This window comes from Phycisphaeraceae bacterium (assembly GCA_019636675.1).
GTDB lineage: Bacteria > Planctomycetota > Phycisphaerae > Phycisphaerales > UBA1924 > JAHBXC01.
Map to the genome: position 1 here is coordinate 1056978 of JAHBXC010000001.1, position 14214 is coordinate 1071191.

The following is a 14214-nucleotide window of genomic DNA, read 5'->3' on the forward strand; positions in this document are numbered from 1 at the left end:
GACCATGGGATCACTGCCACTCAGACAGAGCGAAGCCGCCCGGATGACGAAAGTCGCCCTGGGCGCCGCCGCGCTCGCAGGGGCGGCTGCGGTCATCCTGTTCCTGCTGCCCAAGCCTCGCGTCGAGATCGACCCCCGGACGCTCCAGCCGGAGATAGCGACCGAAACGCAGCAGAAAAAGCGCGTCCACCCCACCGAAGCGATCGGCCGGCAGGACTGGTCGCGCCTGGCCAACGCGGTCCGCCTCGCTGAGGAAGCCCAGCCCGAGCTGGCCCAGTGGCGCGCCAACCGCCAGCGCATGCTCGAGGAGGAAGCCCGACGGCTCGCCGAGCAGCAGGGCGTCGAATCGGGCGATGAGCCGGCCTCGCGCTCGGGCGGGTTCGCCCCCTCGTGGCGCTACATCGCCAAGATGGATTCCGGCGGCGTGCCCATGGCGATCATCGCCGTCGGCGCGATCCAGCGACTCGTCGGCGAGGGCTACACCCAGGACGACTACACCATCGAGCGCATCACCCCCGAGAAAATCATCATCTCGCAGGGCCGGCGCGTTCACGAGATCAAGCGCGGCGAGACCACGCGAGGCGCGACGCTGACCGGCGTCTCGCCCAACGCGAGCGACTCGGGCGTCTTCGACGAGGACCCCTTCGGCGCCGGTCGGCGCGCGCCCACGACCCGGCCCAGGACCGCGCCCCGATGACCCTCCACACCGCCTGGATCCGCGAAGACCTCTCCGAAGCGCGCCTGCTCACCGGCGCCGGCGAAGCGGTCTGGCGCGCCCCGGCGACGCCCCCCGACGCCGAGATCGACGCGTTCGCGCTGCGCGACCGCGCGTCGCAGGCGGCCCACTGGGTCGCGACCCAGCTCGGCGCCGACAAGCGTCTCGCGGTCCTCATCGTGGATGTCGAGGACGCCGCCTGCGTCTTCGCGTCGGCCCCGAGCGCCGATCCGGAAGTCGTCGCCGCCGCCATGCGCGCCAGCGCCGTCAACTACGACGCGCTCGCGATGCGCGGCACGATGCAGCCCCTCGCGCGGGCCGCCGGAAAGCCCAGGGCGCTGTCCAGCCCCACCATCGAGCGCTTCCTCAAACGAAACAAGCCCGACGCCGACGGCGCGCAGCCGGGCGCGAGCGTGCGCACGGCGGTGCTCGCGTCGCCCGACTCCCTCGTGCGGATCTTCCTGGATCAGCTCGACCGTCGCTCCGTCAGCGTTGGCGTGGCCCAGTCGCTGTGGCACTCGATGGTGTCGGCGTGGGGACCGTCCGGCGCCGATGCGCCCGGCGGCGAGGACGCCGACGCGAGCGTCGAGGCGCGCGACATCGGCGCGCTCGAAGCCGTGATCCTCGAGGATTCCGGGCGTCTGCTCTGGTCGTGGTCGCGCCGCGGGTCGCTTGTCGCGGCGGGCGAGCTCTCGGTCCGTCGCGCCGGCTTCGACGGCCCCGGCGGCGCCGGGGGACAGGGCGCGCAGTGGAACAGCGAGGACTGGTTCCCGGTCGCCGCGTCGCGCCTCGCGCTGGACTGGCTGACCTGGTCGACGCACCTGGGGCAGAGCCCAACGAGGGTGCGCGTCGTCGGGGCCGACGCGAAGGACCTTTCGCGCACGCTCGAGGAACGCTGGCCCGACCTCACGGTCGACGCGACGACGCAAAACGACCCCATCGGCGCGACGCTGCGCGCGTTCGCGCAGCGCGAGGAGCGGTCCCTCCCGGCCGACGACGACCCGACGCGCACGCTCGTCTCGCTCTCGCGCAGGCGAGGGCGCGCGCACGCGACGCTGTACACATGGTCGGGCGTCGCGACGGGCCTGCTCGCCGTCGCGATCTTCGCGGTCGGCTGGCGCGCGCTCGAGAAGCGCACCCGCCTGACCGAAGCGGCGGCGCAGGTCCAGAGCGCTTCGGCGATCCGCGTCGAGGAGGTCGCGCCCGAGCTGCGCAACAACCCCGATCGCGCCCGCGCCCTCGAGTCCGAGCTGCAGCGCCTGCGCAAGGACCGACCCCAGATCACCGACCCGGCCCCGGCGCGCCCCGTCCTCGACGAGATCGAGCGCCTGCTCGGCGCTCTCAACGAGCTGGGCCCAGAAGGCCTGTTCTTCACCGACTTCCATCTCAACGAGACGCTCCCCAACGCGACGGTGCGACTGCCCAACTTCGAAACCGGCGAGCGCCTGCGCGAGATCCTGCGCCGCACCCCGGGACAGATCGACTGGAATGTCCAGTTCGTGCGCGAGATCGGGCAGAACATCCAGGACTGGAAGCTCACCGGGCAGTGGGCGCGCACGGAGAGCGCACGATGAGCATCCGCGAACAAGAGCCCATGCTGCGCCCCCTCGCGATGAGCGCCGAGCGCGCCAACCGTCCGACGGCGATCGTCGCGTTCTCTGCGGCCCTGCTGATCGGCGCGGTGATCTTCACGCTCTGGGCCTCCAAGGGCGTCGCCGCCGCCGAGGCGCGCCGCGATCGTGCCGTCAACGAGGCCCGCGACGTGCAGCGCCTCGCGTCCGAGATCGAGCGCACCAGAGGCAGCGCCGAGCGCGCCCCGGCCGAGGACGCGATCTATCGCCCGCTCCCCACCCTTCTCTCGTCGATCAGCTCGAGCGCCGATCAGGCCGGCCTCTCGCCGCGCCCCCAGCTCACGCAGCAGCGCGACGACGAGCAGTTCGGGGGCACGCTGGTGCGGAAGAACATCATGGCGCGCGTGAACGGGCAGGAGATGAGCGCCGTGCTGCGCTGGATCGAAACGACCCTCCGCCAGGCGGAGGGGATGTACGTCAAGGATTTCAAAGCCACCCCGAACCGAACCACGGGCTGGAACATCGAAGTGGTCTTCTCGCGCTGGGAGCTCAAGCAGTGAACACGATCAACACATTCGCACGCCCGAAGAAGACCCTCGCGCTTTCGCTCGCCGGCGCCGGGCTCGCGATCGGGCTCGCGCTGGGCGGGTGCGCCCAGCAGCCCAGGAGCGGGCGCGTCGATCTGGGCGACAGCCGGGACATCTCGGCCGACCTGAACCGCGCCGTGGCGTTCGTCGCCGAGGCGCAGCGCCACCAGCGCGACGGGAAGCCCCAGCTGGCGATCGCGTCCTACCAGAAGGCGGTCGAGGCCTACCGCGACTTCCCCGCCGCGTGGAACAACATGGGCGTGCTGATGCTCCGGGAGCAGCGATACCTCGAGGCCGCCGAGTGCTTCGCGAACGCGCAGGAGCTCGCGCCCCAGGACCCGCGCCCGGCGTTCAACCTCGGGCTCACCTGGGACAAGGCCGGCTACCCTGCCGACGCGATGACGCACTACCAGACGGCGTTGCAGCGCGACGGGAAGTTCCTCCCGGCGCTCCGGGGCGCCGCCAAGGCCGCCTGGACGCTGCGTCGCTACAACGAGTCGTCGCTCGACATCGTGAAGATGGCGCTGATGCTCGAGCGCGAGCCGCGCTGGCGCGACTGGCTCGAGCTCCAGAGCGTCCGGATCGAGGCCGAGCTGAACCAGCCGACCTTCACGAACCGCGCCGGGTCGTTCTCGAACCGCTGAGCCGGCGATCCGCGGGCCGCCCGGTCGCGTAGAAGGAAGCAGGGATGGATCGCAGAAGCGCCATGACGCTGGCCGCGCTCGCGGGTCTCGCCGCCGGTTGCGGCGCGCTCGCCCAGGACAGCGTCGCGAGCACCCCGGGGCGCTCCGACGCGATCGCGTCGACCCACCCCGACCTCCAGCGCACCCGCTACATCCTGGACATGGCGCCGGTCGTGTCGGCGTGGGGGACGCCCTTCTTCGTCGGACCCGTGCTCAAGGCGTCGCGCAGCGTCGACCCGCTCTTCTCGACCCAGGCCCTGGGCGCGAGCGCGATCTCCGCCGCCCACAGGACCGGCGTGACGATCCCGGCCACCCCCTTCTCGTCGTGGAACGCCCCCGGGCAGGGCGTCAACACCGACGAGAACGCCACGCCGATCTCCATCAACTCGACGGGCTTCGCGCGTGCCTTCGGCGTCGCGTTCAGCGATTTCGGCCTCGAGCCGGGCGACCTGACCATGCCCAGCTCGATCGTCGGCGCGATCGTGGGGCAGGACGCGTCCAACCTCGCGCGGCTGTTCGTCGAGCGCACCACCGCGATCGTCAGCCGCATCGAGAACACCAGCCCCGATTCCTCCACGCTCTCGCTCGGCGCTGTCGACGAGGGCGGGAACGTCTACCTTCGCGCCGACGACTTCGGCGCGACGCTCGGCTTCGCCAATGTGAAGGGCGAGAACGCTCTCAGCGTCTCGCTCAGCGATCGCAGCGTCACCCCGGGCGCCGCGACGTCGATCAACCTGCTCGTCAACCTCAGCGGCTCCCCCACCGGCGCGAACGGCACGCTGGCGGCGGGCGGCGCGACCCGTTTCCTCATCAACAACTCGACCGTCACCCTCAACACCCCGGTGGGCGTCTTCGCGCCGCTCGCACCGGGCGTGCTCGCGTCGTCGTCCGCGACGATCGCCCTGGATTTCCGGGGCCACCTGACGATCGGGCGCGAAGCCGTCGGCGCCTCCGTGTCGACCTCGGCGCACCGGGCGCCGGGCGTCGCCGGGCTGCGAGGCAACCCCTCGCGATCCATCGGCGCGGCGCTCAGCGCCGATATGGGCGTCGTCGCGACGCTCGCGCTGCCCACCGGCTCGACGCGCGTGAACGCGATCAACGCCTTCGGGCTGCGCTCCCCGGCAGCGCCCGGCGCGCTGCCCACCGTCGCGCCCGGCTCAGCGGTCCTCGCGACACTGCCCCAGTCGATCACCGGGCCCGATTCGTACATCGCCAACGCGTCGGGCAACGCTGAGTTCACGCACTTCCTCAGCCAGATCAGCTTCCGAGGGCCCAGCGGCCAGGCGGGCGTCGGGCAGACCTCGACCGGCGAGCTCGTCCTCGCCGCCGTCGCGACCGACCCCGGCGCGAGCGCCGCCGCGGCGCGCGAGTTCCTCGCCGTCGCGACGCGAACCGGCTCGTCGTTCGTCTGGACGGTCGCGGCCCACCCGGGCATGGCCGTGTTCGATCGCCCTCGCGATGAAACCGGCGCGACGCGTCTGGGCGCGCTGGCGTCGCAGTCGCCGGCGTCCATCTCCTCGCCCGGGGTCGACCTGCTCGGCAACATCTATTTCGTGGGCGTCTGGGACGACGAGCGACCGGCGTCTTCGGGCGAGCCCGGCGCGACGGGCCCGGGGCGAAAGACGGGGCTGTTCCGCGCCGTGCGCGACTCGGGCGGCCAGTACTCGCTCGAGCTGCTGCTGACCACGGGCCAGCGCGTCACTGGCGTCAACAGCCAGACCCCCTACACCATCGCGCGTCTGACGCTCGCCGACGCCGATTCCGTCGCGTCGGGCGGGTTCCACGCCGGGCAGGTCCTCCAGAGCCAGATCCCCGGGCGCGAAACGACTAGCCCTCGCTCCGGCTTCGCGTCTGGCGGCCTGATCGTCAACGCCCTGCTCCGCTACGAGCGCGCCCCCGGGACGATCGAGCCGTACGAGGCGGTCCTGTTCCTGGGCCCCCGGATCGCCCTCCCGGGCGACGCGAACGGGGACGGGGTGGTGAATTTCGCCGATCTGAACATCGTTCTGTCGGGTTTCGGGCTCTCCGGGCCCCCCGGATCGCTCCCGGGCGACCTGAACAACGACGGCATCGTGAACTTCGCGGATCTGAACCTGGTGCTCTCGGCGTTCGGGCAGGCGACCCCCTAATCCCACGCTCTCAGCGCCAGTGAATACCGAACAAAGTATGAATATTTGATGACGGCCCGGCGCCGCCCGGGGCGATCGGACCTGCCGGATCGCGTTTTTATGGCGTGTTTTCCGGGCCTGACCCGACAGGCGGCATGACCGGTTCAAACCCCGGGCCTATCCCCGGAAATTTTCGAATTCTGGCGAGCCGGGGCTTCCACTCCAGCGAATTCTGTGATACATTCATCGTGTCTGGAAGCGATGTTCGCTGCCCTCAACCCGGCCCGCGTTTGACAGCGTAGGCGGCCGCAAGTTGATGGAGAGAAAGAGATTCTTCTGAGAGGAGACTGCGCATGGTTCGTATGATTGCTCTTACCGCCGGCCTCGCCGTTGCGGGTTCCGCCCTCGCGGGCATCCAGGGTCGTGGCTTCCGCTGGGCCGAGGTCAACAACGGGGGCGTCTCTGACGGCTCCGGCGCCAACCTGTCCGGCTTCCGCACCTTCGACCTGTTCCTCGACGCTGGCTCTGCCCAGATGAGCGTCAACGGGTTCAACATGGGCACCGCCGCGACGCCCAACCTGGCCCCGTACCGCATCTTCACCGACGGCGCCGTGTTCAACCACGCGTTCGGCGGCAACTCGTCCCCGAACCCCGCCCTCGTGCCGGCGTTCCCCGCCCTCGCGTTCGACACCTACCTCGCGGTCGGCAACGGCGCGTTCTCTGACGTCCCCGGCTCGGTCAACCTGACCGCTTCCGGCGCGTTCGCGGGCCAGTTCATCGGCACCTGGTTCACCCAGCCCCCGCAGGTCGTCGGCGCCGGCGGCAGCCTCCTCGTTGGCCGTTTCACGGTCAGCGACAACACCACCTTCCTCGGTGGCAACGGCTCGGCGATCGAGGTCGGCTTCACCGGCTTCGAGCAGGTGTTCTCCATCGGCAACGCGATCCCGACCCCCGGCGCCTTCGCGCTCATGGGCCTCGGCGGTCTCGTCGCTGCCCGTCGTCGCCGCTAATACGGCCTGACGATCGGAACTGATTGCAAGATCACACCGACGGGTCCGCAAGGGCCCGTCGGTTGTTTTTTGTGCGCTCAACCCACCACTTCCTCTTGTTTCTCCCTCGCGCCGTGGTACCTTGAACACGGTTATCCGGCTCGGCGTCGCGGGGTGCGCGATGTTGATCCCGGGGCACGCGCGTCACAGCGCACGAGAGGAGATCCACCATGCAGCGTTCCGCCCTTGTTTCGATCGCAGCCATCGCGCTCGCGAGCGCCGTCGCGCCCGCAGGCCCCGCCGGCTTCGGCGCACTGTCCTTCGTCGAAGTCGATAACGGCGGCGTGTCCGACGGGACCGGCGCGAACCTCGCGTCGTTCCGCACCTTCGACCTGTTCTGGGAGAACACCTCGGGCGACACCGCCCTCGTCAACGGGGTCAACATGGGCTTCGCGCCCAACCCGGCCCTCGACAACTACTTCCTGCGCGTCATCGGCGGCACGGTCTTCAACCACGCCTTCGGAAGCGATGTGCCCCCTAACCCCGGCCTGTTCCCGGCTTTCCCGGCGCTCGAGTTCGACACCTACCTCATGCTCGGCGACGCGACCATCGCTGTCGTGCCCGACTCCGTCGACCTCACCGGCGCCAACAACGGCGAGATCCGCGGCGTCTGGTTCACCCAGCCACCCCTCGCCGTCGCCAACGGAGAGTCTCTGCGCCTGCTCCGTCTCACCGTCAGCGATTCCACCGAAGACATCCGGGGGCGCATCCAGATCGGCTTCACCGACGGCGTGCGAGACTTCTTCATCCCGGCCCCGGGCGCCGCCGGCGTGCTCGCGCTGGGCGTCTTCGCCGCCACTCGCCGCCGTCGGGCCTGACATGCGCCTTCACGCGAAATCCGAAAAGGAGAGCACCATGCGAATCTCACCGTCTGCTTTGTCGCTCGTCGCGGGTCTCCTCGCGATCGCACCGCTGTCGCACGCCGGAGTTGGAGTTTACGGGCGTGGTTTTTCCTGGGCCCAGGTTGATAACGGCGGCATCTCTGATGGCTCCGGCGCCAACCTCTCCAATTTCCTTACCTTTGACCTGTTCCTCAACGCCGGCGATCAGAGCATGAGCGTCAACGGGTTCAACCTGGGCACCGCCGCGAACCCCAACCTGGCGCCGTACCGCATCTTCACCGACGGAGCCGTGTTCAACCACGCGCTCGGCGGCAACTCGTCCCCGAACCCGGCTCTCTTCCCGGCGTTCCCCGCCCTCGCGTTCGACACCTACCTCGCGGTCGGCAACGGCGCGTACGCCGATGTTCCCGGCTCGGTCAACCTGAGCGGCGCCAACGGCGAGTTCATCGGCACCTGGTTCACTCAGCCCCCGCAGGTCGTCGCCGCGGGCGGCAGCCTCTTCGTCGGCCGTTTCACGGTCAGCGATACTGCCACCTTCCTCGGTGGTAACGGCTCGGCGATCGAGGTCAGTTTCACCGGCTTCGAGGAGGTGTTCAAGGTTCCCAGGGTGAGATCTGAGCCAGCAGCCCCGGGCGCCGCCGGCGTGCTCGCGCTGGGCGCCTTCGCCGCCACTCGCCGGCGCCGGGCCTGAGCCGCAGCGTCGCACGACATCGGAAAGGAAAGCCATGCGAATCGCACCGTCTGCTTTGGCGCTCGCCACGGGTCTCCTCGCGATCGCGCCGCTCTCGCACGCCGGGATCTCCGGCCGGGGCCTGCAGTGGGAGTTCGTCCGCTTCGGCCCGCTCAACGGGCCGTCCCCCGTCCCGGGCGATGCCTGGTACACCTTCGACCTCTACTTCACCGCCGGCTCGGCGAGCGCCCAGATCAGTGGCATGAATATGGGGATCACTTCGATCACGCCCTACTTTCTCGCCACCGACGGCACGGTGTTCAATCACCCCTTCGGGGGCGATGGCCCCCCCAACCCCGTGTTCCTCCCCGCGTTCCCGGCGCTCGAGTTCGATACATATCTCGCCCTCGGCGACACATTGCCCGCGTTCGTCGGCGGGTCCGTCGACCTCAGCGGGAACGGCGGCATGCTGCGCGGCGCCTGGTTTACCCAACCTCCGATCGAACTGCTCGCCAACGAGCGTCTCCGCATCCTCCGCGTCACGGTCGGCGACGACACGACCTTCCTGGGCGGTTCTGGATCGCAGCTCGAGGTCAACTTCGTCGGCTTCGAGCAGGTGTTCTCGATCCCGCCGGTCCAATCTGTGCCAACGCCGGGCGGCGCGTTGGCGCTCGGTCTCGCGTCGCTCGTTGCCGCGCGCCGGCGCCGGGGCTGAGCCGCAGCGTCGCACGACATCGGAAAGGAAAGCCATGCGAATCGCACCGTCTGCTGTGTCGCTCGTCACGGGTCTCCTCGCGATCGCGCCGCTGTCGCACGCCGGGATCTCGGATGGGCGCCTTGAGTGGCAGTTCGTCCGCTACGGGCCGCTGGGCGGGCCCTCGCCTATCCCCGTCGATTTCGCGTACACCCTCGACCTGTACTTCGTCGCGGGCGACCAGGGCGCGGCCGTCAACGGCGTCAACATGGGGTACGCGGCCAATCCGCTGTTCGATCCGAATGTGCTCCTCACCAACGGCACGGTCTACAACCACGCGTTCGGCGGCGACACGCCCCCGAACCCGGCGCTGATCCCGGCCTTCCCGGCGCTCGAGTTCGACACCTATCTCGCGCTCGGCGATCGGCCAGTCTCGACCGTGCCGAACTCCGTCGATCTCACCGGGAACAACAACGGCGAACTCCGCGCCACCTGGTTCACGATCCCGCCGATCGAGCTCGACCCCTTCGAGCGCCTCCGGCTGCTGCGTATCACCGTCAGCGACGACGCGACCTTCCTGGGCGGCAACGGCTCGCAACTCGAGATCGGCTTCGTCGGCTTCGAGCGGACCTACGCGATCCCCCGCTCGATCGTCCCAACCCCTGCGAGCGTCGCGACGCTCGCGCTCGCGTCGTTCGCGGCGGCGCGACGCCGGCGCTGATGGACCCTCGCGTGCAAACCGCCCACCCGCGTCGGCAGAGCGCCGACGGCTGAATCGAGGCGCCCGGCCGGATCCGCCGCCCGTGGCGTGCCGCCAAACACCATGCTCGCGACGCCCTCTGTAGGAGGCGGGCCCGCGATGGAGGAAGAAACACCATGAAGACACGGACTCATGCCGGTGAAGTCGTTTCGCTGTGCGCGGGTGCTTCGGCGGTCGTCGCCGTCGCGATCATCGCGCCGTTGGCCCACGCCGGGACGATCGTCAGAGGATTCACCTGGGTTGAAGTCGACAATCAGGGCGTCAGCGATGGCTCCGGCGCTGACCTGACCGGCTATCGCACCTTCGACCTGTACTTCAATCTGGGCAGCAGCGGCGCTGTGGTGACCGGGTTCAATATGGGCTTCGCGCCCAATCCGGCGATCGATGACCCGCAGCCGTTCATCGAGACCGACGGCGTGGTGTTCAACCACGCGTTCGGGGGCGATACCCCCCCGCTGCCCGCCGTGATCGATCTCTTCCCGGCGCTCGCCTTCGACACGCGTCTCGAGTTCGGGGGGGAAGACATTCTGGTCGTTCCCAACTCGATCGATCTGACGGGCGACAACAACGGGGAACTCCGCGGGGTATGGCTTCCCTTAGGGGGATTTCAAGTCGACCCCGGGGACAGCATCCACGCCCTGCGCATCACGCTCACCGACTTCACCTACCTCCGCGGGATGATCCAGGTTGGACTCGGTAGCGCCGGCGTGCCGTACTTCGAAGTGCCGAACATCCCCTCGCCCGCCGGCGCAGCCGTGCTGATCACCGGCGCGTTGCTGCTGGGACGCAGGCGGGCATGAAGGCTTCTCGCAATCACGGAATTTCAGGAAGCACGAGAGAGATCACGATGAAAAACCAGGATCGAATGAACGCGGCGCGATTCACGCTCGCACGCGCAGCGAGACGGTGCACTCAACTGACAGCGCTCCTCCTTCTCACTTTCGAGGCGCAGGCGTTCGCTGGCAACACCAGTAACCCGCTGACCGGCGTGGGCTGGCGGGAGGTTGACAATTCCACAAACACCGTGACCGGTGAAGCCACAGGGCTCGCTGGACAATGGCGGACCTTCGATCTGTTCCTTTTCGGAGAGCCGGGCACTCTCGTAAACGCGATCAACATGGGTTCCGCGTCGAATCCTGTCCTGGGCCCTTTCACGATTCTGACCGACGGCGCCATGTACAACGATTCGCTTGCGTCGGGTCCTTTCGCGCCGAATCCGCTGACCTATCCCGTGTCTCCCGCGGCCGAGTTCGATACCTACCTCACATTCCAAGCGTCGCTCGCGGATTCGATCAGCGTGCTCCCTGGCTCCGTCGATCTGGAAAGTAGCTCGCTCCGCGGAGTCTGGTTCGCAACGCCGGTCCCGGGCGAAGACTGGCGCCAAAGCATCTCCGCACAGGGTGATTTCTGGCTGCTGCGCGCCACTGTGTCGGCGGACGCCACCTATCTCGGAGGGGTCGGGAGCAGCATCCAGATCGGGATCACGACAAGCGAACCCATCTTCGATGTCCCGAACGCGTTGCTGATCCCTGCGCCGGGCGTCTCGTGGGCGGTGTGCGCCGGCCTTGCGATCTCGGTGCGTCGTCGTCGTCGCTGAGCGCCGAGCGTCAACCATGCCATTCTTGACGCGCACGAAACCCTCGCCCCGGCGAGGGTGCTTTCGTAGAGGGCTTGCTATCCTGCAGCGGAACCCTTCATCGCACCGAGAGCACGCCATGCCCGACCATTCCTCCGACATCGAGTCGTTGCTCCACGAGTCTCGGGTCTTCCCGCCCCCGGCCGACTTCGCCGCCGGGGCGAGGATCGGGTCGATGGAGCGCTACCGCGAGCTGCACGCGCGTTCGCTCGCCGACCCGGATGGCTTCTGGGATGAGGTCGCGCGCGAGCTGCACTGGTTTACCCCCTGGAAGACCGTCCGCGAGTTCGACCCCAAACGCCCCTACGACACGAAGTGGTTCGTCGGCGCGACGACCAACCTGTGCTTCAACTGCGTGGACCGCCATGTCGAGAGCGGCCACGCCGATCAGGTCGCGCTGATCTGGGAGGGCGAGCCCGCCCTTCCCAGCGGGCAGCCCGAGGTGCGCCGGCTCACCTACCGCGACCTGCAGCGCGAGACCTCGCGCTTCGCCAATGTGCTGAAATCCCTGGGCGTGAAGAAGGGCGACATCGTCACGCTCTACATGCCCATGATCCCCGAGCTGGCGATCGCGATGCTCGCGTGCGCGCGCCTCGGCGCGGCGCACTCGATCATCTTCGGCGGGTTCTCGGCGCAGGCGATCGCCGATCGCGTCGTCGACGCGAAGAGCCGCGTGCTCGTCACCGCCGACGCCGGGTGGCGGCGCGGGCAGATCGTCCCCCTCAAGGACAACGTCGACGCCGCCTGCGCGCAGACCGGCGTCGTCGACCATGTCATCGTCGTGCAGCGCTGCTCGAACGATGTCGCGTGGCATCACGATCGCACGGGCGAGAACGGCAACAAACGCGACCACTGGTGGCACGACCTCATGCAGGGCGTCAGCGACGAGTGCCCCTGCGAACCGATGGGCTCCGAGGACCTGCTCTTCGTCCTCTACACCAGCGGCACGACGGGCAAGCCCAAGGGCATCATGCACACCACCGGGGGCTACATGGTCTTCACCGCCATGACCAGCCGCCTCACCTTCGACCTGCACCCGGGCAAGGGTCAGGTCTACTGGTGCACCGCCGACATCGGCTGGATCACGGGCCACTCCTACATCGTCTACGGCGTCATGCCCAACCGCGTGCCCACGCTGCTCTACGAGGGCGCGCCGAACTTCCCCGACCCATCGCGCTTCTGGGCGATCGTCGAGCGCCACAAGGTCACGCAGTTCTACACCGCGCCCACGGCGATCCGCTCGTTCATGAAGTGGGGCGACGAGCATGTCGCGAGGCACGACCTCTCGTCGCTGCGCGTGCTGGGCACCGTGGGCGAGCCGATCAATCCCGAGGCGTGGATGTGGTACCACCGCGTCATCGGCAAGGGGCGCTGCCCCATCGTCGACACCTGGTGGCAGACCGAGACGGGCGGGCACATGCTCACCCCCCTGCCCGGCGCGACGCCCACCAAGCCCGGCTCGTGCACCCTGGCGATGCTCGGCGTCGACGCGGCGATCGTCGACGAGCGCGGCGAAGAGATCGCCGACGACACAGGCGGCCTGCTCGCGATCCGCGCGCCCTGGCCCGCGATGCTGCGAGGCATCCTGCACGACCGCCAGCGCTTCCTCGACACCTACTGGACGCGCATCGTCACCGAGGGCGGCCACCCCTACTACTTCCCCGGCGACGGCGCGCGGCGCGACACCGACGGCTATTTCTGGATCATGGGGCGCGTCGACGATGTCATCAACGTCAGCGGGCACCGGCTCGGGACGATGGAGGTCGAGAGCGCGCTCGTGAGCCACCCCGCCGTCGCCGAGGCGGCGGTCGTGGGCATGCCCCACGAGATCAAGGGCACCGGCATCGCCGCGTTCGTGACGCTCAAGGATTCCGCCGGCGCGTCGGACCACGACGCACTCCGCAAGGAACTGCGCGAGCATGTCGCAAAGGAGATCGGCGCGATCGCCAAGCCCGACCTGCTGCGCTTCACCGCGACGCTGCCCAAGACGCGCTCGGGCAAGATCATGCGCCGCCTGCTGCGCGACATCGCCAGCGGGACAGAGACCGTCGGCGACACGACGACCCTCGAGGACATCGGCGTGCTGGCGAGATTGCGGGAAGAGGAGTGAGGGGAAGAAGGGAGCAGGGAGCAGGGAGTGGGGAGCAGGGAAGAGAGAAGAGAGAACTGGTCAGGCGCGCGTGGTGTTTTTCTCTTTCGACTCGGGCTGCTTCGCCAGCGAGGTGAACGCCGCGAAGCCGAAGGGCTCGCCCTTCTCGCCGTTGGCGCCGGAGGTGTTGAACGCCTCTTCCAACTCGCGCATCAGCTCGTCGGACAAGACGCGCACGCTGACGATCTCGTGCAGGGGGATGGTGACCACTTCACCCAGCGGGGTGCGGATGTTGAACACGGTGCACTGCACGGCGATGCAGAGCTGGCGCTCGCGCGGGTCGTTCACGACGGTGCAGGGGAAGAGCGGCTCGACGCCGGCGAGGGGGATGCGCTCCCCCAGGGTCGTGACGATCGAGACGCGCCCGTCGGCGATCTCTGGCATGCGATGGGTGAGGATCGAGAACGCGGCGAGCATCTCGCGCACGACGTTCTGCCAGTACGAGGTGCGCAGCTCGACGAGCCGGTTCACCGTTGGGATGGGGGGCGGGGCGATCCCGGTGATCGCCGCCGCCAGTTCGACGGGCGCCGCCCCCTGGGCGCCGGGAGCCGCTGTGCCCGGCATGGGAAGCCCCGGCCCGACGAGCGTCGAAGGGAGCGTAATCGTGGGCTGGGCAGGTTCTGGGGGCATGCATGGAGACTACGGGAACGCGCGTGCGTCGTCGAGTGGGCGGGCGAGGCGCCGAAAAAAAGAACCGGCCGGCTCCAGAGGAGCCGGCCGGTCGGAGATGCTGTCAGGCGTCTGACGCTG

14 protein-coding genes are annotated in these 14214 nt (G+C 68.9%); 13 read left to right on the top strand and 1 reads right to left on the bottom strand.

Annotated elements, in window-relative coordinates:
- The first annotated feature begins 43 nt into the window (after positions 1-43).
- The 13 genes from KF684_04565 to acs all read left to right on the top strand — a co-directional run bounded on the left by KF684_04565 (position 44) and on the right by acs (position 13425).
- Positions 44-697, top strand: a complete 654-nt coding sequence (locus KF684_04565) for a hypothetical protein (GenBank protein ID MBX3352184.1) — start codon at positions 44-46, stop codon at positions 695-697.
- Complete coding sequence (locus KF684_04570) at positions 694-2289, top strand: hypothetical protein (GenBank protein ID MBX3352185.1); 1596 nt, start codon at positions 694-696, stop codon at positions 2287-2289. Before KF684_04565 ends, KF684_04570 begins: the two co-directional genes overlap by 4 nt.
- Positions 2286-2846 (top strand): type II secretion system protein M, encoded by a 561-nt coding sequence (locus tag KF684_04575; protein MBX3352186.1) that lies wholly within the window; start codon positions 2286-2288, stop codon positions 2844-2846. The genes KF684_04570 and KF684_04575 overlap by 4 nt, the downstream gene beginning before the upstream one ends.
- The gene (locus tag KF684_04580; protein MBX3352187.1) at positions 2843-3517 is read left to right on the top strand and encodes a tetratricopeptide repeat protein; all 675 of its coding nucleotides are present in this window, start codon (positions 2843-2845) and stop codon (positions 3515-3517) included. Before KF684_04575 ends, KF684_04580 begins: the two co-directional genes overlap by 4 nt.
- A 44-nt stretch (positions 3518-3561) precedes the next feature.
- Complete coding sequence (locus tag KF684_04585; GenBank protein MBX3352188.1) at positions 3562-5685, top strand: hypothetical protein; 2124 nt, start codon at positions 3562-3564, stop codon at positions 5683-5685.
- 332 nt (positions 5686-6017) lie between these two features.
- Entirely contained in the window at positions 6018-6674 is a 657-nt protein-coding gene (locus tag KF684_04590) for a hypothetical protein (protein MBX3352189.1), read from the top strand.
- 209 nt (positions 6675-6883) lie between these two features.
- The gene (locus tag KF684_04595; protein MBX3352190.1) at positions 6884-7531 is read left to right on the top strand and encodes a hypothetical protein; all 648 of its coding nucleotides are present in this window, start codon (positions 6884-6886) and stop codon (positions 7529-7531) included.
- Between the two features lie 37 nt (positions 7532-7568).
- A complete protein-coding gene (locus KF684_04600; protein MBX3352191.1) occupies positions 7569-8246 on the top strand; it encodes a hypothetical protein in 678 nt (225 codons plus the stop codon).
- A 34-nt stretch (positions 8247-8280) separates the two neighbouring features.
- Complete coding sequence (locus KF684_04605) at positions 8281-8940, top strand: hypothetical protein (protein MBX3352192.1); 660 nt, start codon at positions 8281-8283, stop codon at positions 8938-8940.
- A 34-nt stretch (positions 8941-8974) separates the two neighbouring features.
- Positions 8975-9640: a hypothetical protein gene (locus tag KF684_04610; GenBank protein MBX3352193.1), complete on the top strand. Its 666-nt coding sequence runs from the start codon at positions 8975-8977 to the stop codon at positions 9638-9640.
- 155 nt (positions 9641-9795) lie between these two features.
- Positions 9796-10479 (top strand): hypothetical protein, encoded by a 684-nt coding sequence (locus tag KF684_04615; GenBank protein MBX3352194.1) that lies wholly within the window; start codon positions 9796-9798, stop codon positions 10477-10479.
- The gene (locus KF684_04620; GenBank protein MBX3352195.1) at positions 10476-11276 is read left to right on the top strand and encodes a hypothetical protein; all 801 of its coding nucleotides are present in this window, start codon (positions 10476-10478) and stop codon (positions 11274-11276) included. The genes KF684_04615 and KF684_04620 overlap by 4 nt, the downstream gene beginning before the upstream one ends.
- 118 nt (positions 11277-11394) lie before the next feature.
- Positions 11395-13425, top strand: coding sequence for an acetate--CoA ligase (acs, locus tag KF684_04625; GenBank protein MBX3352196.1), 2031 nt, complete (start codon positions 11395-11397; stop codon positions 13423-13425).
- Between the two features lie 60 nt (positions 13426-13485).
- On the opposite strand, the gene KF684_04630 is transcribed toward acs, so the two are convergent.
- Positions 13486-14094 carry a hypothetical protein gene (locus KF684_04630; GenBank protein MBX3352197.1) on the bottom strand — a complete coding sequence of 203 codons (609 nt, stop codon included), beginning with the start codon at positions 14092-14094 and terminating at the stop codon, positions 13486-13488.
- Between the last annotated feature and the right edge of the window lie 120 nt (positions 14095-14214).